The 22422-nt window shown below is 60.1% G+C and carries 24 protein-coding genes; all 24 read right to left on the bottom strand.

What is annotated here, in order from left to right; all coding sequences use genetic code 11:
* Positions 1-5: 5 nt before the first annotated feature.
* Positions 6-2570: a hypothetical protein gene (locus AABC73_RS26460; RefSeq protein ID WP_341521555.1), complete on the bottom strand. Its 2565-nt coding sequence runs from the start codon at positions 2568-2570 to the stop codon at positions 6-8.
* Between the two features lie 11 nt (positions 2571-2581).
* Positions 2582-2947, bottom strand: a complete 366-nt coding sequence (locus AABC73_RS26455; protein ID WP_341521554.1) for a hypothetical protein — start codon at positions 2945-2947, stop codon at positions 2582-2584.
* On the bottom strand, positions 2944-4074 hold the full coding sequence (locus tag AABC73_RS26450) for a phage tail protein (protein WP_341521553.1): 1131 nt from the start codon (positions 4072-4074) through the stop codon (positions 2944-2946). The genes AABC73_RS26455 and AABC73_RS26450 overlap by 4 nt, the downstream gene beginning before the upstream one ends.
* On the bottom strand, positions 4067-5188 hold the full coding sequence (locus AABC73_RS26445) for a baseplate J/gp47 family protein (protein ID WP_341521552.1): 1122 nt from the start codon (positions 5186-5188) through the stop codon (positions 4067-4069). Before AABC73_RS26445 ends, AABC73_RS26450 begins: the two co-directional genes overlap by 8 nt.
* The gene (locus tag AABC73_RS26440; RefSeq protein WP_083359100.1) at positions 5172-5549 is read right to left on the bottom strand and encodes a GPW/gp25 family protein; all 378 of its coding nucleotides are present in this window, start codon (positions 5547-5549) and stop codon (positions 5172-5174) included. Before AABC73_RS26440 ends, AABC73_RS26445 begins: the two co-directional genes overlap by 17 nt.
* A gap of 99 nt (positions 5550-5648) precedes the next feature.
* Positions 5649-6200: a phage baseplate assembly protein V gene (locus AABC73_RS26435; RefSeq protein ID WP_341521551.1), complete on the bottom strand. Its 552-nt coding sequence runs from the start codon at positions 6198-6200 to the stop codon at positions 5649-5651.
* 26 nt (positions 6201-6226) lie between these two features.
* Positions 6227-7342, bottom strand: a complete 1116-nt coding sequence (locus AABC73_RS26430) for a contractile injection system protein, VgrG/Pvc8 family (protein ID WP_341521550.1) — start codon at positions 7340-7342, stop codon at positions 6227-6229.
* Complete coding sequence (locus AABC73_RS26425; RefSeq protein WP_341521549.1) at positions 7330-7536, bottom strand: tail protein X; 207 nt, start codon at positions 7534-7536, stop codon at positions 7330-7332. The genes AABC73_RS26430 and AABC73_RS26425 overlap by 13 nt, the downstream gene beginning before the upstream one ends.
* A complete protein-coding gene (locus AABC73_RS26420) occupies positions 7536-8417 on the bottom strand; it encodes a phage tail protein (RefSeq protein WP_341521548.1) in 882 nt (293 codons plus the stop codon). The genes AABC73_RS26425 and AABC73_RS26420 overlap by 1 nt, the downstream gene beginning before the upstream one ends.
* Positions 8417-11011 carry a phage tail tape measure protein gene (locus tag AABC73_RS26415; protein ID WP_341521547.1) on the bottom strand — a complete coding sequence of 865 codons (2595 nt, stop codon included), beginning with the start codon at positions 11009-11011 and terminating at the stop codon, positions 8417-8419. The genes AABC73_RS26420 and AABC73_RS26415 overlap by 1 nt, the downstream gene beginning before the upstream one ends.
* Positions 11012-11137: 126 nt before the next feature.
* Positions 11138-11494 carry a phage tail assembly protein gene (locus AABC73_RS26410; RefSeq protein WP_341521546.1) on the bottom strand — a complete coding sequence of 119 codons (357 nt, stop codon included), beginning with the start codon at positions 11492-11494 and terminating at the stop codon, positions 11138-11140.
* Between the two features lie 179 nt (positions 11495-11673).
* On the bottom strand, positions 11674-12195 hold the full coding sequence (locus tag AABC73_RS26405; protein ID WP_341521545.1) for a phage major tail tube protein: 522 nt from the start codon (positions 12193-12195) through the stop codon (positions 11674-11676).
* Positions 12195-13625 carry a phage tail sheath subtilisin-like domain-containing protein gene (locus AABC73_RS26400; RefSeq protein WP_341521544.1) on the bottom strand — a complete coding sequence of 477 codons (1431 nt, stop codon included), beginning with the start codon at positions 13623-13625 and terminating at the stop codon, positions 12195-12197. Before AABC73_RS26400 ends, AABC73_RS26405 begins: the two co-directional genes overlap by 1 nt.
* The gene (locus AABC73_RS26395) at positions 13625-13879 is read right to left on the bottom strand and encodes a hypothetical protein (RefSeq protein ID WP_341521543.1); all 255 of its coding nucleotides are present in this window, start codon (positions 13877-13879) and stop codon (positions 13625-13627) included. Before AABC73_RS26395 ends, AABC73_RS26400 begins: the two co-directional genes overlap by 1 nt.
* The gene (locus AABC73_RS26390) at positions 13876-14370 is read right to left on the bottom strand and encodes a Gp37 family protein (RefSeq protein ID WP_341521542.1); all 495 of its coding nucleotides are present in this window, start codon (positions 14368-14370) and stop codon (positions 13876-13878) included. Before AABC73_RS26390 ends, AABC73_RS26395 begins: the two co-directional genes overlap by 4 nt.
* Entirely contained in the window at positions 14370-14801 is a 432-nt protein-coding gene (locus tag AABC73_RS26385; protein WP_341521541.1) for a DUF1320 domain-containing protein, read from the bottom strand. The genes AABC73_RS26390 and AABC73_RS26385 overlap by 1 nt, the downstream gene beginning before the upstream one ends.
* Positions 14802-14804: 3 nt before the next feature.
* Positions 14805-15782 (bottom strand): major capsid protein, encoded by a 978-nt coding sequence (locus AABC73_RS26380; protein ID WP_341521540.1) that lies wholly within the window; start codon positions 15780-15782, stop codon positions 14805-14807.
* Positions 15783-15794: 12 nt separating this feature from the next.
* Positions 15795-16163: a head decoration protein gene (locus tag AABC73_RS26375; protein WP_341521539.1), complete on the bottom strand. Its 369-nt coding sequence runs from the start codon at positions 16161-16163 to the stop codon at positions 15795-15797.
* A gap of 8 nt (positions 16164-16171) precedes the next feature.
* Entirely contained in the window at positions 16172-17200 is a 1029-nt protein-coding gene (locus AABC73_RS26370) for a peptidase (RefSeq protein WP_341521538.1), read from the bottom strand.
* A gap of 236 nt (positions 17201-17436) precedes the next feature.
* Positions 17437-17913, bottom strand: a complete 477-nt coding sequence (locus tag AABC73_RS26365) for a phage virion morphogenesis protein (protein ID WP_341521537.1) — start codon at positions 17911-17913, stop codon at positions 17437-17439.
* 1 nt (position 17914) lies between these two features.
* Positions 17915-18760, bottom strand: coding sequence for a phage minor head protein (locus AABC73_RS26360; RefSeq protein ID WP_341521536.1), 846 nt, complete (start codon positions 18758-18760; stop codon positions 17915-17917).
* A gap of 1 nt (position 18761) precedes the next feature.
* The gene (locus AABC73_RS26355) at positions 18762-20261 is read right to left on the bottom strand and encodes a DUF935 family protein (RefSeq protein ID WP_341521535.1); all 1500 of its coding nucleotides are present in this window, start codon (positions 20259-20261) and stop codon (positions 18762-18764) included.
* Positions 20258-21877 (bottom strand): hypothetical protein, encoded by a 1620-nt coding sequence (locus AABC73_RS26350; protein WP_341521534.1) that lies wholly within the window; start codon positions 21875-21877, stop codon positions 20258-20260. The genes AABC73_RS26355 and AABC73_RS26350 overlap by 4 nt, the downstream gene beginning before the upstream one ends.
* Positions 21874-22422 (bottom strand): phage protein Gp27 family protein, encoded by a 549-nt coding sequence (locus AABC73_RS26345; RefSeq protein ID WP_083359081.1) that lies wholly within the window; start codon positions 22420-22422, stop codon positions 21874-21876. Before AABC73_RS26345 ends, AABC73_RS26350 begins: the two co-directional genes overlap by 4 nt.

The raw sequence follows: 22422 nt of genomic DNA, 5'->3' as shown, positions 1-22422 counted from the left end.
ACCCATTACACCTTTGCGAGGCGGCCGCCGACGTACGTGCTCGCGCTCGACGAGGCGTTGCTGACGACCAGATAGAACAGCCCGGCGGTCGAGCCGCTGCCGAAGTAGCCACCGTGGAACGCCACGCAGTTCGGGTTGGCATAGAAGTAGTCGCCGTATGTTCCATTGCTGGCCGTGGAATCCACCGTTGCGGGCGCAAAGATGTCGCGCAGGTCGTAGTTGGCCCCTGCGTCCTCCGCCATGGTCACCGGGTAACTGCCGCCAGAGGGCGCGGTGCGCGTGGTGGTCAGATACGACTTGTTGCCGTTGCGATCCCAGACCATGAACCTGCTCGACGCATCAGTCTGCAGGCCGTCAACCATCTGGTAGACGTTGCCCCACAGCCCGACGATGCCGCGCCAGGTGGCTTGCGCAACCATGGCACTGTCTACCGCCTGCACGGCGCTGGTACTGACGTTGCCCTGACCGATCAGCGCTTGTGAATCCGACCCGCCCATTTCGATCATGGCCAGCGTCTGAATGGCGGACAGCTGGTAGATCGACCACAGCGCGAAACCACTGACGCCCGCCGTGTTGCGTGCTGCTGCACGGGCCTGCATGGTCGGGAAATCGATACTGGCCAGCGGCATCAGGCCCGGCTTGGAGCCCAGCTTCGCCCCGTCAGTCGTGCCTTGGTATTTGCCGATCCAGAACTGCGCGAGATCCGCACCTGCATTCTTGAATGCCGGGTGCAAGGTGAAGCCTGTCGCTGGCTGGTCGGAAATCCATACCGCCTTCTTGCCGACGTTTGCGCCCGAGGCGATGGTGCCGCGCTTCACATAGAAGGCCGGGATTCTGACCATGTTCTGGCTGTCGACCACCTGATCCTGGATTGCGCCGTACGTGGCGTGCGAGCTGAAAAACGAAGCGTCTGTCACCTTGGTTGCGCCGTTTTCATCAACGCGAGCCCAAGTGCCACCGCCGCCGCCCGTGGCGAGCATCGCAATGCCGATCACGTTGGCGAACTGCGCCTTAGTGGTGATCTTGCTTTCGGTCGACCACTCCGACCAGCCCTTGGCGGTACCCTGATGGCGCACCTGCAGGTAATAGCTCAACTGACCCGGCAGCAACTTGCCAGCAGGCACTACTGCCGTGAGCTTGTTCACCGCATCGGTGCCGCTGTCCCAGACCGGCGCTGTGTAGGTTCCCGCTGCAGCGCGAATCCGCCATTGGCTAGCTGCATGCGTATCCGTGCCGCCCGACACGACAAAGGCTGAACTGGTGAGCGTCGGCTGCTCAGGCACGTCCGTGGCGTTTGCGGCAGGCCCGGTGATGCCTGGCGCGGCTACATACACAAACGAGGCAGCCGTAGCAAAGCTGGAAACAGCCGAATAATCCGACCATAAGCCCGCCACGTCCTGGACGCGGGCACGCCAGTAGTAAGTCGCTCCAGCGACCAGCACCGCAGCGGGCAATGCATACGACAGCCCGGAGCCGAGGACGCCAGAGTCATGCAGGATCGAAACGAAGGCGGCTGTCGTGGACAGCTGGAATTGGACCGCCGCCTGGGTGTTGCCCGATGGCGAGCTGTAGCCCGACAAGGCCAGCGTTGGACGCTCCATGACCCCGGTTGCAGCGGCGGCAGGCGTGCTGATCAGCGGCGTTGCCGGACGCAGATCCGGGTTGATAAAGCCGCCCAGGCCAGTTGGCGTGCCTAAGGCCACCAGGTGGGCAATGCTCATAGCCTCGCCCGAGATGTCCAGTCGCAGCCAGCCATCACCGCGCATTGGCAGAATGTATTCATAGTCGGCATAGCCGGTCGGGATATCGCCATCGGTACGGCGCAACGACCAGCCGGTTTCTTTCCACGTAGGCTGGTAGCCGTCGCGGTAATACAGACGGGCCATGCCCGAGTTGAGCGAGCGGCGAATCACGACCGCGCCACCAGCGGTGTCGGTGCCGATGTTGATCGAGCGCGTCAGGTAGATGTCGCCCGGCATGGCAGCAGCGCGGGAAGCGCCCAGCACCTTGATACTGGAGCGGCGCAGGGTTGCCGATGGGCCCCAATCGCGTGACAGGTTGGCAGCGAGACGAATGCGGGCCGCAGACAGTACGGTTTGCACCTGCACCAGCGCGGATGCCGGGGCCGGGTCACCATTGGCATCGACCGCAGCCGGATCACTGAGGACGTAAAACTCGCCGGGGCGCAGCTGGGACGTGGACGCCAGATCGATAGAGTCATCGCCGTTGACGCCCTGGATAACAGTGACCGGCTCCAGATCGATCAGCGTGTAGCCTGAAACGAACATTTCGAAGCGGACGACGTTGTTGCGGTACAGCCAGTCAAGATCAACGGCCTTTTGAACTGAAACAGCGCTCGACGACTCAACGCCGCCAAGGCGCTCATCCAGCGAGTCGATGGCCAGATCGGCTGCGGCCTTGTTATCGCCAACTGCCTTATTAATAGCTGCGTCATTGTCCAGCAGCGCCTGGTGAATCGGATTCCACGTGTCCGGGTGGGCGACACTGGAGGTTGTCAGCGCCGGCATGCTGGCGGAGAAAATCGGATTTGGACTTGGGGTCAACGGCATGACGGTGTTCCTCAGTATTCAAAATCAAGATCGAGTTCGATCTCGCTGGTGGACTCGAACTCTTTTGGCTTAACGACGCGGCGACCCATCAGCACGCCCGACTCGGTAAACACACCGAACTCGCGCAGGACGTTGTCTGCAGCCAGGATTCCGCCCATGTTGCCCCTGACTGTCAGCACAGCGCCTACCACGATGTTGGTCACTGGAACGCGGGCGAACTCAGCCACGAGGGCCACGTCCTCGTCCGGCGAATACGCCTTGCTACCCGACCCGAAGGCCATCCAGGCGGCTTTGGAAATTGCTGCACCAGTTGCGGCGCTAACCGCGACCTGGTGCCGATAGGCCAGCGTGGTGGGTGTGGCAGTCGGATTGCTCATAGCGGTTCCTGGGTCGTAATGCCGTTGTGTTTAACGCGCAAAGTGGCGCGGAATCTGATGCTTGGTCCGCCCAGTTCGCCGCCCAGCAGCCAGGTGCCGTCGAGGCGATGCAGGCCAACGCGGTCGAGCTGGGCATCGGCAAGGCTTCGGCCTTCATCCATCGGCCAGCCCTGAAGTGTTTGGGTGTCCAGAGCCCAGCGGCCATCCAGCGCAAGAAAGCGATCGCCTAAGAGGACCGGTTCAGAAGCGCGCGGGCCACCCATGGCCATGGCGGCACGCAGGGTGATCTTTTGATGAGTGGTGATGTGGCTGTTGTCCAGGGTCGCGCCGGTCGGTGTGCGCCCATTGAGAGGCCGCCCGTCAAGAGACCAGCCACCGTCAAGCAACACGTCGGCATACCCGCCGCTGAGTTTCCAGCAGCCATCCAGCGTGCGGCGCGCTGCAGGCTGGAAACGCTGGCACCTGGAGTACTTCAAGCGCAGGCGCGCAGCCATCGACTTGATGGTGATTCGTGAATCGAACTTTGCCTGCAGCGCAATGATGATGCCGACCAGCTCGTCGCGAGTGGGCGCATAGGCTTCTGCGACTTGGCGAATGCGTTTCTGTTGGTCGCGAGACCAGTCGCCTTCCGAGGCGTTGAGGCGGATCGCATACTGAGCCCAGTGGCTCATGGCGATGCGCTTCATGACTTGACCGTTGATGCCAGTCGCGGGCGGCGTGAGGCTGACGCTGCCATCGAGCAGCCAGGTGCCATCGAGGGTCTTGCCTCCTGCAGCGATCCATTCGGCCTGGTAAGTCTTCTGCTCGATCAGCTCCAGGACCGGATAACCGATGGTGGCCAGCGCCTGCTTGACTGCCCAGGGCGTGCCCTTGTAGCGGTGCAGCATGATCGCGGTTTTGATCAGCGCTCGCCGGTCATCATCGGATCTTGCCACCGGCCAAGTCGCCTCTTCCAACATGGAAAACTGTTCGGCAAGGATCGGCAGCAGCGAAGACGGCACCAGGTCGACTAGGTAGACGAGCATCGGGTCGAGATCGAGGCGCTGCATGTTCTCGTTGAGCAGCTCATTCAGCCAGACGAAGCGCTCATCACCGGCCAGCGCCGGAGGCAGCTGTTGATCAGCCATTGGACGTACCTGCATCGATCAGCTGGATCGAGGAGCAGACCGCCCATTCGTTGCCCAGCAATTCACGCGGAACCGCTGGCTGCTCGACAAAGGCCCGATACACACCGGCCACTTGAAGCCGTGCGATCAGCTGCTCAGGGACGATATCGACACCTAAACCGACACTCAACTCAAGCGCGTACGCATCGGCAGCAGCTTGTACTCGGGCCATCGTGGTGACGCGATCGGCGCTGTTGAAGAAGACGATGCGAGCGCTGATCGAGTAATCGACCTGCACCGGGGGCAGCGCATGCACGGTGTCACAGAGGGGCCGCACCTTCTCGCCACTCACCAAGGTCAGTACGCGCTGTAGCAGGTCTGCGGTCGGCAATCCGCTGGTGGTCAGCGGGAACAGCGCGACATGGCCGGGTTGCTGGCCTTCAGCCGGACCATGCACCGCCACATCTTTGATCGATTGATGCACGGCCATGGCGTGATAACGATACGCCCCACGGCTGCCAGCATTGGAGTAAGCCTCAGGGGCGAGAATGATGCGTTCACGGTAGCGATCGTCGTCCTCATCCTCCGCGCCGTCATAGCTCACGGTGATGTTGGTGGCCAGCAGACCGGCGAACGGTGGATTGGCGATGACGCTGATCTGCCCGATCGCCCAACCATTACCAGCTGCGCCGACCGTACTGCAGGTCGCAGTGACGGTGACTTGAGCCTGGCCAGCAGGGATCAGCACGTCTTCATCAGTGGCGAATGCCAGCTTGGCGTCCTGGGTGGCCACTCGTGTACCGACAGGGATCAGGATCGGCTGAGTTGCAGGCAGCGCAATGGTGAAGCGCACCGTGCAACGTGCCGCTATCGCCAACAATCGAGGGGTGGCGACCAGCTCACCCAGGTAATCCAGAATCGGGCCGTTGCTGTGCCGCACCAATAGCTGCTCACCAGCATTCTGAATGGACATCTGCAGGCCGGTGGTGGCGTACGCGATTTGGTCGATGAAAAGACGTTCGATCTGCGCCGGATACAGGGTTTTGCCCGACTTCTCTTCATAGCGCGCAATCAGATCCGCTTCGGTGGCGGCAGGATCGATCGTGACGAATATTGGCTTAGGCAGCTCGCGCATACGGCACCTCCGTCAACTGAGGCACACCGTCTGCGACCCGCCATACAACCGTCAGGGTGACCTGGGCGGCTTCAATGGCTGGATTGACCCGCACCACTGTCACCCGAGTTTCCCAAAGGCGTATAGCGTCCACAGCTTCGCGCACCAGGTGCGGCACAACCCGATTAACAGGCCAGTCGATATAGAGGTGGATGTCACTGCCAAAGGTCGGGCGGTGTGGGTCGCTGCCCTTGGGCGTCGTGAGGATGATGCGAATAGCCTGGTCAATATCACGCAGGCCTTCCACGACCGCACCGGCAGTGCCAAGTGCTGGCTGCCAGTGGGCTGCGGTGATGCTGGTATAGGAGATAGGCGTCGTCATGCGCCCATATTGAGGAGGTGCGCGCCTGCTAGCTTTTAATCTGGTTTAAAGCTTCCCGTGCAGGCCGGTCAGCCGAACATCCTTCTATATATAGGGTGCTCAATGACTATGGTGATTCGAGTTGCCGCCACCATCCATCACGGTGCCGCCCGCATTGACGTTACCGCCGACCTCCACATTGCCGCTCACCCTGAGGTTGCCATTCAGATGCACCTCAGGAACATCCAGGGTGGCGGATGGGGCCTTGACCGACACGGGCTCACCGCACCGTATGTCCAGGTTCTTGGCGCATTTCAGCGTCGTGGCACCGACGCAATCCAACGCCATCACATGCGCAGCACGGTCGTAGGTCAGGGTCGTGCCGTCGCTGAACCGCACATAGTCCGTGTCTTCGTCGATGACTGGCGGCGGCTCAGCAGTCGAGTAGATGCCTCCCAGGCAAACACCACCGACGCCATCCGCATCGAGCAGCACCGCCACCTGCTCATTCAGCTCGGGCATCAACGGACGGCGCTGCGTGCCCTGGGTGTTGCGCTGGGGCACATGCAGCCAGAAGCTCTCCACGCCATCCCGGTCATCCAGACGCACGCGGATCCTGCAGGCCTGGTGATCGACCGCGCTCACTTCGCCGTATTCCAATTCAACGCCCATGGCTAAGGCTTCCTGCTGCTTTGAGGTTATGCAAGGGCACCATCCTGCTGAAAGCCATAGGTCGAAAGCGCCAGATCAGGCTTGGAGGCGTCGAATGACAGTGATATCGAGGTCGCGGATACACGGCAGAGGCTCAGCTCAACCGTATAGCCACCACCACGGGTAATCCGGTGCTGCGCGGACAGGATCAGGTAGTTGCCGCCCATTTTGCCCGCTGCGACGAGGGTGACGACGTTGCCACTGACCAGATTGGGCTGACCCATCAATGACCAGCTGCCCGTCGTGCGCTCCCGATTGGCTTTAGCCAGATCGGCCTTGGCCTTGGCCTTGGATTCCTCCTCAGAGGCCGAACGCTTGCGATGTTTCTTGGTGTCAGCACTGGTGGTCGCGCCACTACTGCTGCTGGGGACCGCCACAGTCTCACCGTTCTTAATGTCGTAGGAGATCAGCTTCTTCTTGGCCGGATCCTTGTGTTTGACTGACACCTTCTCCGGCACGGTCCTGATCTGGTCCCGCAAGCGCACGTTACTCAAGTCTTTGAGCATCAACTGAGCGACCGGCTTGCCCTTGGCCAGCTCGCTGATGGCGTGAAACACCAGGCGCGAACCGGTCACTTTAAAGGCGTAGTCATATTCATCTGCCAGGTTGCGCAGGAACTCCAGATCAGACTCCTGCTGCGTCAGGCGATCCAGCTTGATCGGCTCGATACTACCTACCAGAGTCAGCCCCAGGCGACTCGCAACCTCCTGGGCTACGGCGGCAAGCGTGGTGCTCTCGTATGCCTTGTGCTCGGTGGTGCGCAGCGCCGTGTTGATGCCTGTTGCGATCGCCCTGATGCCGACCGTAGCCGGGGCAGAACTGAAGTCCACCTCATCAATCTCCAGGCGGCTCAGCGTGCGCAGCGGCTTGCCGGACCAACCCAGGGACAAAGCCAGTGCGTCGCCATGCCCCGGATACCAAGCATCGAGCCACTTCCCCTCCGCGTCCTCCAGCTCGATATCTAAGGTGTCAGCCTGGCCCGTCAAAAAGTCCGAGTAAGAGATTGAGGTCAGGTTTTTACTGATATCGCGGGTGATATTTCGCTGCTGGTAGGTCAGCACAAAGCGAGCCTCGGGCACTTCTCCTGGTACTAGCGCATCCATGGCGGCAGATCCTCGCTCGATACAACGGGATCGAGCATCGGAATAGCCAGGATCAAGCCTGCGGGCAATGCTCCCGTGATCGGCACATGGGGGTTGGCCTCAACGATCGGCGGGTAACGATGTGCGTCACCGTAGTACTTCCAGGCCAGCTGATCCCAGCGCTCGCCCTCAGTTGTGACATGGGTCAGAAACATCAGGCTCTCCTGGTGATGACTTGAGCGGCAAGGCCGGTCAGGCGCGTTGAAGCCCCGTCGAGCCGGTCGTATGCCTGGGCAATGTAGTTGCCAGAGGTCTCGAACCTGTCGGCCACATTGCCCAGGTCCAGCGGGGTCAGGCTAGAGCGTGCGCCGCTGACGCTGCCATACAGGCTTTGACCCAGCTGGGCGATGTCCTCCCCCTCATGAATAAAGCTCGCAGCCTCAGTCAGGCCAGCGATCGGGCCCAGCGCCCGCTCAGTCAGCGCAGCGAGTTGCGGTGCCTGAGTCAGCAGCGTCATCGGATTGAAGTTCTTGACCGCGTCATAGATGGTCTTTGCCTGTTGGATCATGGTCCCGGCCTGGCGCGCATAACCAACCACTGTCTGAGCAGACGACAACACGGGCGCGAGCTTCGAGATCAATGCTGGGGTCGCGATCTTCGCTGCAGCCGTGGACTGCACCGCCGAATCAATCAGGCCAGCCTTAACGACCTTGGGCGTGAATGGCCCGGCGTATTCGCGCAGAGTGACCTGAACATTCGACGAATAAAGCCGACCGTCAGCCGAGGTCCGACGAGGCGTGTTGCTGATGTCCGTAATCACGAAAGCGCCAACGTATTCCCCACTGCCCAGGACAAACGCCAGCGGCTCGTGTTTGCTCTTTGCCTCGCGCAGGGTGCGCAGGCGTGCCTCGGGGTCGCCCAGCCATGGATGCAGCTGCATGCTGAATTTAAGTTCGTCGAGGCCGTCGCCGACCCACTCCAGGAGCGGCTTGCCCTGGATCAGCGAATGCTCAGCCCAATCGGCAGTGCTGCTCTGCTCCATGCCGGTGATGCCGCTGGCCACTTCGAATTCGATCTTTCCCAATACGGCATACATCAGGTGCGTCCTCCAGCTGGTGGTCCGTAGCTGCGGCGTCCCTGGTCATGCTGGAAGCGCTCCATGAACCTGACGAACTCGGCATAGCTTGTGTTCAATGCTTGGGAAACCTGGTTGCCAACGCCTTCACCGCCCGGCACGTTGATGACCGGAGAGAAAGTCACCTGCAGAGGCTGCGCGCCAGCTCCGCCGCCCATGGAGCCCGCACCTGCGGATCCGTCAGCGCCCGCCATGTTGGCGCTAGTAAGCGCATTCAGATTAGGAAGGCGCATCGCGACGCCCGTCTGGTCGGCCATGCCCAGTGCTGCCTGGCGAACGAGGCCGGACTGCGAGGCAATACCGATGGCGGCACCTTCGCTGATGTTGGCACCGTAGCCCATGAACACCCGGCTCGGCGACTGGATGCCCAGCGTCTCGGTAAACCAGCCCTTGATCGAAGTGCCAATGCCGACCACGGTTTCCTTCGCACTTTCAAGCTTGGCGCTGATGCCGCTGATCAGGCCGCTGATGATATTGCCGCCGAACTCACTGAACTTGCTAGGCAACTCAACTCCGAAGTAACTCATGACTCCGGCGAAGGCCCGATAAAACAGGCCCAACGGGGAAAAGTTAATAATCAGTCCGGCAATTCCCGCAAATCCCCCGTTAAAGGCAGTCTTTATCTCGCTCCAAAGACCTCCGAAGAAGCCTTTGATGGGCTCCCAATATCGGTAAATAAGATAGGCACCCAGCGCAATAGCGGTAATGGCCAAACCGATGGGGTTCATCAACAGTGCGCGGCCAAGCCAAAGAATGGCCTGTCCTGCGAGCTTCAGGCCGAACAGCAATGTCCCTCCCAGTACTTTGCCGAGCATGAGACCGCCGCGAGCAGCCATCATGAGCGGCGCACCAAACGCCATGCCGATACCACGCAGGAATATGCCGCTGTATCTGAGCGTGGTCATCAGTCCGCCACCCAGCATCTTCAGGCCCGAGATCGCCGGAGCAAACTTGCCCATCTGCCACGCGGCCCGCAGCAGCAGCCATTTGGAGGACATCGACGTGACGGCGGTCGTTGCCGCTGCGAAGGGCGACATCACCAGGTTAGCGCCGTAGGCCACGCCGATGAACGCCAGCTTGGCTGTCAGCAAGCCCGCGACCAGACCGACCACACCCTTCACCAGGGCTGGGTTTTCACCTGCCCAAGTGGCGAATGACTGGACGACTGGCAGAGCTGCCTTAGTTATGTCTACAAGTGCAGGCAACAGGACGCTGCCAACAGTGATGCCCAGTTCCGACAGATTTATCGAGAGCGCCTTCATTTGCTCTCGCGGGCTCTCCATCCGCTTATTCCAATCGCCATCACCGCCCTGGTCGGCGGCGCCAAAACTACCTTTCTGAATATCTGCGCCCTCGTTTCGGTTTGCGATAGCGGGACGAATAAAAGCCAGCGTTTCCTGGTCCGCGAACAATTCACCCAACTTGTATGATTCGTTCAGCCGGGCCAGTGCCGTCTCACGCTCTTTATCATCCTTGAGGGCCATCACTTTCTGAAACTCACCAGCTGCCTTTGGCCCCTTCGTGCTCATGTACTTGGTGATGATTTCGAGCATGGCCTGCATCGGCGTCATACCTTGGCTGACCATGTTTTTCATAGCGTCTTTTAGGTCAATACCTGCGTCTTTGAAACTCTTCAAAGTGTCCTTCGCAGTAATTTTCGACAAAAAGTTTTTAAAGTTGTTGGCCGCCTCGTCGTTGCTACCCGCACCCTTACGCGCAATTTGCAACGATGCACCAATCTCAGCAACGGCTCGCTCACCCGTTATGCCCAGGGCGGCAAACTGCGGAGTCAACTGAGGCAGCCATTTAGCCATGTCGGCCAGCTCGAACTGGCCTCGCTTACCGGCGTAGGCCAGCATGTTCATGGAGCGCTCAAGACCCGCAGCGCCGATGCCGAGGTTGTCATTCAGCGCGATGGCCACAGACCCCAAATCATCCATGCTGGCCCGCGTAGCAGTTGCCGTTTTTGCCATCACTGGCGCATAAGCAGCCAGCTCTTTTGCGCTGGATATGCCGCCAGCGATCAGCACTGCAGTACCTTTTGCCACTTCAGTCTGAGTCTGATTCCACCTCAGCGCAGCACCACGCATTACGCCGCCGAGACGCTCTTCCTCAGCAGCATCAAAGCCGCCGGTGATGGCGATGTCGTTGGTTTGATCCTTGAAGTCGATGGCGGTGCGCATGGATTGCACGACTGGAGCGCCAAGCACGGCAGCCGTCCCAATCGTTTCCATAGCTTGGCCGCGCAACTCTCCACGCCGGTTCTTGAGGGTTTCGCCGCGAGCGATGCTGGTATTAAGCTGCTCCTGCTTCACCTTCAACTGGTCGATGGTGCGGCCAACCTGCGTGTATTGATTGCGCAGGCGCTCGATACCCGTGCCGCCGCGTGCGAGCGACGCGGCAAGCTCCGTACCAATGAGTTTTTGTCGGGAGGTCAGGCTGTCAGTTGCTCGCCCGAGCTGCTGGACAGTGGAGCGTGCAGATCCGAATGCTGACTGCAGCGTGCCGGAAACCGCAGCACCGATCCGTAGCCCGACAAGAACTTCATTCGCCATATTGATTACGCCTGGAGCTTGGACCTAGACCGGCCGAGCCAATAGCCCGGCCTCTACGATGACACTCATTGCGAGCGCATCTTTTCTGCAGCTTCGATACGTCGGTCGATTTCTCGACTGCACGCATCAACCCACCGCAGGTACTCCGGCATCTCCAGGTTCGCTATCTCTGATGGCTGCATCTTTAGCACCATCAACAGCGCTTCGTCCCAGGAGTGCAGCCAGGTCTCGTCCATCAGCCATTTCCCGAAACACCTCGGTAACGACTTTGGAGTCGGCGATGTCCAGCTCTGCCAAATCTTCAATCGTCATGCCGGTCATTTTGGCAAAGAGGAAGTCTTCCTGCAGCCCTTCGTCCTTGCTGTAGGCCTGAGCCTTGCCGATGTCCTTGCGCTTGAGGCGGGTGATAGGCAGTGAGGTAAGGCAGACGCCAGCAGCGGTCGTGAAGGGAAATTTAAGAGAGATACTGAGGGAAGCGGCCATCGCTGTTGCTCCAGGTGAAGTGGGAGTGCTCTGAAAGAGTCCAGAGGTTCGCACCTGGTGAGCGATTCGGCTTTTAATACGCTTTAAAGAGAAGCCCCGCACGGTGGCGGGGCTTCAGGGTTGCATCCATGCTGCCCCGTCCATGGGGCTATTCAGATCAGGCGCATCCAGCGCTACCGTTAAGCCTGGCCGATGTTCTTCCTGTATGTCGCCAGCTGATCTTCGCCATTTACCTTGAAAATGTTCGCCAAGTAATCCAGTAACAGGACTTCTTCACCATCGAGCACCTGACGCACATAGGTGGCAGAGAATGGGGATTCGTACTTCGCAGGATCACGAGGCTTGTGGCTCCCCAGTTTGTAATCCTTGAAGGTGATGGTCATCATCGTGACCAGCGGGATTTCGCTCACCAAACCAGTACTGTCAAATACCTGGACATTCGATCGGCACTGGAGCGCAACGCTTTTAAAAGGCGATGCGAGCTTGGTGGCGGCGTCACCGTACAGGCTGTTCCAGTTGATTTTGCCCTCGATCTTGTCGAAGCCATCGGGCAGCTCGATCAGGCCGATCATGCCCAGCCCCTGGAAGTCCGACATCACCGCCTTCACGGAGCCAAGGTCGATCTCTTCGGCCTTGCCGAAGAAGCTGGCCCCGTCCAGGTAGATGTTAGCGTTGGAAATGCGGTGCGCACTGAAGGCCATTATGGTGCTCCCAGGTTGACCAGGTATTCGCTGGTGATTTCGGTTTCGAACGTGCCTCGCTCAAGCGGCAAAGGCACGGTCAACTTGTAGCTGAACAGCGCATGACCGAGCTGCAGCTCTGTCTGTGGGTTGCGAGCGGGGTCATACCAGCACTCACCACCGATCAGCGCTTCATCGCCAATCAACTTGCGAAACAGCAGATTGACGCTTTCGGTGATGCTGTCGATCAGAGAGTCGGTGATCGGCATGTCAACGAACTGCAGCGAGCTGTAGCGGATGGATTCGTCGATGATGTCCTTGGTGCGACGGACGTTTTCGAAGTTGCGCATCTCCGTAACAGTTGGCCAGGCAGCGGTGCGGTTACCCCACAAGCGCAGCCCGGTACCGAAGGAGTTGAACACGGTGGTGATGCCGTTTTCGTTGAGCAAGTTCACTTCGCTGCTTGCGTCGTCAACACGAGCGGTCAATGGCCGTTCCAGCCCGATCACACCAATCAGCTCCTGATTGGAGCTGCTCCACCAGTAACCCTTGTCATTGTCGATCTTTGCCCGAAGAGCAGCGGCGCGGATCGACAAAGGCTCCAGGCGCTCACCGCTGGTGGCGGTGTCGAGTACTTTCACGTGGGGATAGCACAAGCGTACCCGGTCACTGCTGGTGTTGAAGTTGATCGCGCCTGCAGGCCCGCGACCGGCAATGCACTGCTGCACCGTGGTGCCGATCGGCGCATCGATGTAAGCGACCCCGCCAACCTGAGTGGCGGCAGCGATCAGCTCGACGCTGATCGAATTGAGCTGACTGAACCCTGGTGCAATGAAGATTTTCGCGAAGAAGCCCAGGGTGTTGTAGCTGTCCTGGAACGCTTTGAGCCCGCTTCGCTGACCTGCAATGTTGACCGCGCCGACGATATCGGCAGGCGTGACCTTGCTCGGATCTGCATGGGTGTAGTCGGCGAGGACCGAACCGTTTACCGGGATGGCGCCAGCGGCCAATCGGGTGACCTTGCCAGTCAGCATATCGACGGTGTAATCGACGCCGAGTGCGTAGGCAGCGCCATTGCCAGTAGCCGGTTTTAGCTCCAGCAGCTGCAGTGCGCCATGACCCAATCGCAACAGTTCGTTGTCGCCAAAGGAGCGGGCCTGGCCCACAACGTTGGTGCGATGGATCAACGGATCCAGAACATTCACCACCAGCACAGTGCCTGCGCCGAAGTCGTAGATGCTCGACAACGCCTTGGGGATACTGAAGCCGTCCAGATCATCAGGACCAAACTGAGCGCCGTCGGTCTCGTTCAGCGACAGCGTGACCGCATTCACCGCCCCGACCGGTGCGGTACCGAGTAGCGCAATGACTGCCGACTTCACAATGCGGATGGGTCGCGCCCCTCGGGAGATCTCAAGGGTTTCAATACCGTGCAAATAGTTAGCAGCCATCAGGCTTTTGCTCCTTTCTTGTCTTGCGCAGTTGGCGCATCGACCACAGCGCTTTCGGCAGCATCGCCTGGAAGCAACTCCAGGTGTTTGAGGACGAGCAGTACCTGAACATACTCATGATCTTCAGGTAGCTCGACAGGCTTGCCAGGGATCAGCTGTACTTCGAGCAGCTCGGCAGGCTTGCCGGATTCAGCCACTAAGCGAAGCGTCGCCGCGCTCTGGGGGCCTTTGTACAAATAGCGGGTCAGTTTCACTGGTATTCCTCGAAACGGGTCTGTGTCAGTAGAGGCCCGGTTTCGGGCTCCATGATTTGCAACTGAGTTGCACGGGTGGAAATGTCGAGGCTGTACTGCCAGATGCCCTGGACCTGACCGATGAACGCTTCAGCGAGCGGGCGACAGGCAACATCACAGTGCGGAGCCTTCCAGCCAGCCAGCGCGCCACGGGCGCGATCAAGGAAGCTGATCACCCCGTCCTTGCCGTTCAACTGCCGGAACACAAAGGTCAAGCGCAGCACGATCTTGCGGGCCTGGAACATGGCATCCAACGATTCGGAATCGTCGAAGGATGACTTGCCGAAGGCCACCAGCACTGCGCCCCGAGGATGGTTAAGCCGGTACTGGGCCGGGCTTTCCGGGAACAACTCGATCATCAGCTCTTTATCGAAGTGCGCTTTCAGGCGCTCCACGATGGCAAGCATCAGCTGCTCGGTTTGTGTCTTTGGCTGAATCAGGGGCTGACTCATCAGTAGCTCTTCCATAAATCGTTGCCAAACTGCTGGCGACGGGAGCGGACCCGGATCTCACCGGGCTCAGGAGCCGCCTTGCCTGACGGCATGCCCAGGGTGACGACACCATCACGGATGCTTTCCAGCAGCTTGATGGTGTCCTTGCGGCTGTCCTTGACTGGATCCGGCAACGAGCCTTCTGGGCGACGCTGATACAGCCAGTGTCGCGCCAGATAGACCACGGCATCGCGCAGCACCGTGGGGACCGGATCGAGCGGCAAGGTGTAGCGCCCGCGCAGATAACCGTCGACCAGCTCTTCGGCCTGGCGCACGCCATCCTCGATCACGGACTCGTTCGGCTGCATGGCCGAGGGGTCATCGTTGGAGAGCTGAATCAGCGTCATCTCTGGGATGGCGCTGCCGATATCGGCGCGGGTGCAGTAGCGCATGGCCTAGAACGACAGTTCGACGAGGGCTTCAGGGAACAAGCACATGGCCAACGGGTTAGCCTGCGCTTCTACGTCCCAGCCTTTGCCCATCTTGCGTTCTTCACCCTTGCTGTAGAACGGCAAGCCCACGGTGTTGACCGTCTCGTTGTAGTTCGCCGGGGCGTTGAACATCTTGAAGACGCCTTTGCCCACCGGGAATACCTGGGCGACGTTGGACGGAATGAAGCGTTGGCCGCTGACCGTTACGTCGTACTCGACAAACTCGATGCCGCCGAAGGTGAACCCCGAACGCAGATCGCCACCAATACGGTCCTGCGCCTCCTGGTAACCAGCGAACGCAGCCTTGACCTTCTCGTGCTCGGTAAAGGCGTCGAACCAGTCGGGACCGCAGAAGGAGCGGAAGCCGGTGACCATGACACCACCGAGTTTAGATTCGGCGTGACGCTTGGCGTCCAGGCAGGCCTTGCGAACATTGGTGGATGCCGTGCCCAGGGCGACGGTGACCTTCTTCTGTTCAACGCCAAACTCGCTAAACAGATCAAAGAGCACCGAGCCGTCGGCATTAAGCAGCTTGCCTCGCAACGCACCCACGCGCTGGAACTCACGGGTGGACTCGATGCTGTTCTTCAGTTCCTGCAGGTGATCATTGATGATCGTTGCCTGCGGGACGGTCGCAGTCTCTTGGCCGAAGGACGCAATGCCTTGAAGCTGGCTCGGGAGCAAAGGTCGAGAGATTGGCAAGTGCAGCGTTTCGAACGTGCGCCGGGCGCGCTTGCCAGCTTTCACGGCTGCCGGATCGGCATCGCGGGAAGTGTTCGGGACCAACACCAGGCGGCCTTCGTATTCGTCGATCACCACCGACGTGGTGGTGACGCCTTTCTCTTCGAAGATGCCCATCGCACCGACTTTGCTCGGGATGACCGGCAGTTTGTTGATGGATGCGCTAAGGCTTGCAACGGTGAAGAGGTCTTGAAGATTCATGTACAACTCCTATCAGAGCGCCGCACGAGCGACGATGCCCAGGGCGTTAAGTTCGTCCAGGGCGGTGACTTTCTGGACATCGGTGATACCGGCAGGCCAGTGCAGCTCTACCAGCTCGACGACTGCACCCCGAGCGATGACCACGCCAGGCGTATCAGCGGCGGTGGCATCCACGCTCTCACCGAGAACAGCCACGGCCTTTTTGGCTGCGCCCGCGCCCGCCAGATCAAGCGCTTGGCACTTGCCGTTGACCTTGGCCAGAACCGTGCCCAGTGGGTAAGCGGCACCCATCGCGAGCAGCGCTTTTTCTTTGGTCCAGCCGGGAGCGACTTCAACCAGGAGCAAATCACCCAGCGTTTTGGGTGGTGTGTAAGTAGGCATGGAGCCTCCTATCGTTTCGAGCGGGCTTCGGCGTCAGCCACAAGCGGGTTAATGGATTTGTCCAGGACCTTGCCAGCACGTTGCTTGGAGGCCTGCTCGCTGAAGCTGACAGCACCGGTCAGCTCCTTGAACACGGATTTCAAGCCTTCGCTGAGCGGCTGGCGGTCGTCGGCCTCGCCAAACTCCAGAGGCTTATCGCTCTTGTCGCCGGCCTCGGCGTAGTCCAGCGCAGCGACCACAGCGGCCACGTGGGCAGGCTTCATGCCGCTGGCCACCAGCTGCTCGGCGAATTCTGTGTTGCCGGTATGGATCGCTTCCTGGGTCGCGGCTTTGTCGGCCTTGTCGCGGCGGGCGATCTGGGCTTTAAGACGCTCGTTGTCCGCCGTCAATACGGCCTGTTCTTCCTCGGTCACGGGATTTACCTCAGTGGTGGGTTTGGGTTCTGAATAGGAAGGGCCTGCATCCAGGTCATTGCGGCGCGCCTGCTCGGCAAGGCTGTCGATCTCCCAGGACGGAGCCACCTTGTCAGCAGTTTCAGCGCCGAACTGGCCGATCAGGAACTCACGGAATTTGCGCCACAAGCCCGAACTGATCTCGTGCCCGTAGTCGCCGAACTCGACGACACCTTCATCGGTGTCAGCCAGATCGATGGAACGCAGCCCCTTGATCGAAGGCGGCTGGGCTCCGAGAAAGCCGACGTGGCGCAGGTAGTACACGCCAGGCACTGGGTTGCTCGGTGAGTCGGGGTGATAGAACGAGGCGGAGATCTTCTTGTAGCTGCCTTTGCCGATCAGCTCGGCGAACGCCGGGTCGACCTGCTGCGGCACGGCGATCAAGCCTTCAGCTGTTGCCTGAAGAGACTTCACCCAGCCCATTGCCGGGTCATCGTGCTTGGGATGGCCAATCACCAATGGCGCTTCGTGCAATGCCGGTGAGTAAGCACTCACCGTGGCGGCCAGATCACTTTCGCTGAAGTTGAAGCTGGCACCGCTCATGGCGGTATGGGTACCCGGCTTGAAAATATGGAGTGGCTTCATGGCTATTGGCGTGCGCTTGATGGGGTAAGCACACAGCCTGATGCAATGGACTGCCAGAGACTTTTAATCGGCTTTAAAGAGTTATCGCGAGGGAATGTGATGAAGTGTTCGGGATATGCACCCGATCAACAGGGGCAAAGGACGGCAGCGGGGATTTATAAAGCATATACAGCGGACTTCGGGGGTGTGGCGTGATGAACCGGGGCGCTGAACGCCCCTAATCGCCTCCTGCGGCCTTACACGCGGGCCGCTTTTCCCAGGCGCATCATCGCCAGATCAAGGATTGCTTCCTCGGCTTCGGGCTGCACGACACCCTCGGCGTCCATCGGCAGGTAAGGTCGAGCGGGAATATCGCCCCAGAGATGAGGGAACTCCGCCTTGGTACCGCCGAAGTGCATCATGGCCGCATAGGGCTTGTTACTGCCAACCACGGCTGAGCTATCGGTGGCATAGGTGGAGATGGATGCTGCCAAGCCAGCGGAACTGACCTGCAGCATTTGACCTGGCCACGTCCCATCCTTTTCGCGCTGGCCGATACGCACGTCAGACAAATCGGCCCAATCTGGACGGCCTTGCTCCTCCAGATTCTCCTCGGTGATGCTGCCCAGCTCTGCGGCAACTGATCGCATCAAAGGCGCGAGATCTCCTACAGCCCATTCAACCTTGCGCAGCACATCTTGCAAGCGCTGCTGATCCAGCTCGACGGTGAACATGTCATTGCTCCTGCTGGGCGGAGGCTGCCTGTTTGCGCTTGAGCGCCTCGGCCAAACCTGCACCTGGTGCGTGATTGAAACCCGGATCGGTGCTGAAAACCGCGACCCGACCTTCGCTATCGGTGGTGCGCAAGGATGTCACCTGGGCGGTGCGGATCTCGCCGGTACGCTTGTCCGCGCCGATTTCAACCGTTCTTGTTTGCATGCGACCCTCGCTGCTGTCGACCGTAAATCCACGACGCTTCAGGGCGGCCTCAGTCAGCGACGTGATACGGCATCGGCAGTTGAACCCGTTGGGCGGATAGATCGATGACCACACAGGATCATCATGGCGATAGACCTTGCCACTCAGTGCGCGATGGCTGGGCCGCGTCATGCCATCCAGGATGGCGACATAACGCCAGTAAGGGTGCGTATCTGCCGTCTCTTCCATGCTGGCCTTGCGACCAGCCATATAGGCGCTCTGCAGATTGGTCTGGTAGATCGTTTTCAGGCGGCGCGGACTGCCCAGTTGCACCATCTCGGCACCGCCGCTGCTGTCGACGATCACCTGCTTGCCCCACCAGCCCTGCGCCTCCAGGACAGGCTGCAATGCCTTGGTGAACTGCTTGAGGGTCTGACCATCCTGCAACGCCGTTTCCAGTGCGCCGCGAATATCCGACAGCAGATCGAGGCGCATAGCCTTGGCGACGGTGAATGCTTGGTCGTGCGCCTGGTCGAGCATCTCCTGCCAGTTCCAGGTAATCGCATAGCCCTTCGATTTCATGTACTCCACCGCATTCTCCGGCTCCAGGCCAAAGATGGCTTTGAGGTCGGCAGGCGACGGCATTTTGGATGAGGTGGCCATGTCAGTCCTCCCGATCGGCAGCTGCTGTCAATCGGCCCCACATGTCTGCCATGAACATCAACTTGGTGAGTGTCTGCTGCAGCGCCTGATCGTCCATCTGCGGATAGGCTTCAGCCAGCAATCCCAATGCCTCGGTTTCAGTTCGGCCTTGCTGCAAGGCTTCGATCAACGGCGCGATCGCTTTTTCGGCTTGCTCCTGCAGCAGCTGCGCGGGCAACGCATCAATGACCTGATCAAGCGCGACCTGGTCGAGAACCGGCTTGAGCGTGGCCTCGGCAAACTCTGCCGTGGGTGCGGTGGCCACCTCTGGGGCAGCGAGGTCTCCTTCCTGCAGGTTGTAGGTACGCATCCAGTAAGCCTGGGTGAACTTGACGCCTGCGTCGGTGAGGTTCTTATCACGCTCAGCCAGCGTTTTATCGATCTCGTCCTGCTCCCACAAGTCGTACAGGGGAGCGGCCACGGATTCGCCGAAGTTGAGATCCACGATCCGTCGAATAACGCCGTTGATCGCAGCGGCCACGATGCCTGCGTCGCCGTCGCGAATGTCGTTGGTGACTTCGGCACCAGCTGTCGCGCTGGCCCGGTTGCTTTCCTTCTCGGTGGTCTGGTTTTGCCCGAGCATGGCCACGTTGATTTCACTGCGGCAGTACTCCAGCAACTCGCGGTACACGTCGGCGCTGTCGGCCTTGCCTGCTGCCTCAACGATAGACACGCTGGAGTCGTCCGGGATCGCGGCAACCGCGTCCTGGACCATGGCTTCCAGACTATCGAGCAGCAGATCGGTTTCTTCATTGGTCGCGCCGCGTGGGTGCTTACCGATTACCCAAGGGCTGCCGTATTTCTCGGTGAACTGCACCCAGAACTTTAAGCCGCCCTTCATGAACACGGCAGGCCAGAAGCACATGGACAGGTCGGGGAAGCCGTAAGGGTTCGCGTAGGTCGCGTCCTGGCGGGCCACGACGAAGCGCATCGGGTCGCACAGTTCGCCGTCCTGGCCTGCCTCTTTGGAACGAAAGCGTAGCGCGTTGTCCTGGTCGTAGAAAAACCACTCGGCCGGTTTGCCCAGCACATCCTCTGGCACGGTGAACAAACCGACTGGCTGCCACATCAACTCGACAGGCTGGTACCCGAACAGCGGCGCATCGAGCAGCTCGCGAATGATCCGGTCCAGATCCAGGTCGGTGAGCCAGTCACGGATGAAACGGTCGACCTTGGTCGGCGCATTGGCACGTTTCAGGTCGCGCTCCAAGGCCAGCACAGCAGACTTACGTCGACGGACGTTACCGCCGACCAGGGCGGCGCTACGCAGGTCGCGATACACGGTGATGTCTTTGCCCTGGGCCTTGAGGATCGGGTCAGGGTTCGGCAGGTTGACGCCGCCCATGCTGCCCGCATCGATGCGACCGCGTGTGGCGATGTGATTGGTGAGACTGGACGACCGCTTCGCTTCGGAGAAGCGTACAAACTCGGTGGGGCTGACCCACACACCTTGGTTTTTCATGCGTACCCCTGGGTAATTTTCCGGCCCTGACGGGGGCTGCGAGATTTGACGCTCACCGGCCCGGAGGTCACTTCAAGCGTGGCGAAGTTGGCGAGCGAACCAGCACCTGCAAAGTCGCCGTGGCGGTACAAGTCAGGGTCTTTAAGGTCTTGCGAGCGGGCTTTGACGATCATAGGAATGCCGTCCACGGTTTCGATGGAGCGTATGTCCTGGTGCAGTGAGTCGTCCTTGGGCATCGTTATCGTGGCGTCTTCGAACAGCTGCACGAATTTCGGCATCCATGCGCCGTACCAGGCCCGACTGATCTTCACCTGGTGAATTCGGTTACGGCCAAATTCATCAGCGGTATCTTCGGCGAGGGTTTCGCCACTGCCGGTGGCATCCAGTGCGGCACCCACGAACTGGGGAAGACGCCGCAAAATGTAGAACAGGATCTGCTGCTGCTGGCGGGTCGGCACCTTGTGCATCTCGACTACGAAAGGCACGTCGCGGTGGCGTGCGTGATCTACCGACATTGGGCAGATGATCGAAAAGTCACGGTGGCGGGCATAGTCCATGCCCAGAAAATGGCGCAGCGAGCCATTCAGCGTTGTGATCAAAGGAGCCAGATAGCGCTCAATCCAGTCGTCAACGTAGGCTTCGCGACGATAAACAGGCTGCAGCGTGAAGTCGTCATCGAGCGCCAGCCGCAGCACGGTGCGGTCAGGACGCATGGCTTCCTCGATCCAGACACCAGGGATACAGACGCCATTGCCATCACGCGGGATCGCGTCAAGCTCCTCACGCATTTGCGCCTTGCGCGGCCCATAGGCATTGCGGATCTTCTTGTACCAGGCCTCTTTGCCTTCCGGCGTTGGCGCTTCACCCGTCATGAAGCACACGCGCTCATACAACCCATTGGCGACCGCATCGTCGAACGTTGCTCGATAGACCTTGGCGGTGTCGCCATAGCGGTTGTCGCGGATGTCGCTGGCCATCTGGTTGAAGGGGTTTGATTTGCCGTTGTGGGTGCTGATGATGACGATGCAGCCGCCCCAGATCAGCAAGGCGGTTGCGGCATCGAGCACGGCGGAAACGTCCCGGTGAAAGGCCGCTTCGTCGATGATCACCTTGCCTTGTAAGCCACGCAGGCTGGCTGGGTTACTGGACAAAGCGACGATCTTGAAGCCAGAGGCGAAGCGAATCCGGTAGGCGTTGATCTGCCGCGTGCTGCCGCTGATGTCCTGATCTTCGAAGAGAAACTCCTCGATCGCACTGACCCCGGACGCCTGAGCCTCGGCCATCACCCGGCTGAACTTGGCGCAATAGCCAATGAACTCAAGCCCCTTTTCCTTGGTGTCGCCGATGTAAAAGCCATCCATGCCCCCGGCGCTTTTCTGCGACGCGGCGGTGATGACCGTGTCGAGGGCTTCGGCGAAGGTGATGCCGGTGCGGCGGCCTTTCTCGCACAGCTTGATCTGCGCCCGGATACCCAGCCACTCGGCTTGGTGAGCCATCAGAACACCGTCACCCAGCGGGTCGTACCCTTCGGGAATGAGCCGAACGCTTTCTGGCAGCTCGTCCCATTCGATGACGCGCAAAGTGCTGGAGGACGGCTTGATTACTGAGGCGCTCATCGAACCCCCAGAAACTTCTGACGCCAGAACAGTGCCTGCTCTTCGGTCATGCCCTTGGCCTTGACCGTGTTGTCCAGCTCGGCGGCTTGCTCCTGGAGGATCCGCTCACGAGTTGCTTTCTCGATGGTCTGGCGCTCCTTGACGCTCATAGTCCGCGCTTCCATGGTGGCCTTGGCGGCACGCGCCAGGGCCGTCACTTCGGCGATGGTCACGTCATCCTTCTCATGCGCGCCCATGGCCGCCTGATAGGTCAGCGTCGAGATCGCCTCGACCAGCAGCACGCCGGTCTTGTCCGAAGCGTCCTCACCAAAGGCGCCCACGAACGCCTCCGCCATTTCGCGCTGCTGGCGCGCCTTCTGCGTCAGCTCCTCGAACCCCTGCCTGAAACGTCCCAGGGCGCTCCGGCTCGGGGCTTTTTCATTGGGAAAGCGGGCCCGAATATCATCGAGCATGTCATCCAGGGTGAGGCGGTCTTCGCGCAGCAGCTTCTGGATGTAGCTCTTGACCATTGGCTGCAGGCGATCGATTGAGGACTTGCCAGCCAT

The sequence above is a fragment of the Pseudomonas sp. G.S.17 genome (assembly GCF_038096165.1).
In the GTDB taxonomy this organism is placed as follows: Bacteria; Pseudomonadota; Gammaproteobacteria; order Pseudomonadales; family Pseudomonadaceae; genus Aquipseudomonas.
This window is presented reverse-complemented; position numbering and strand designations above follow the sequence as displayed.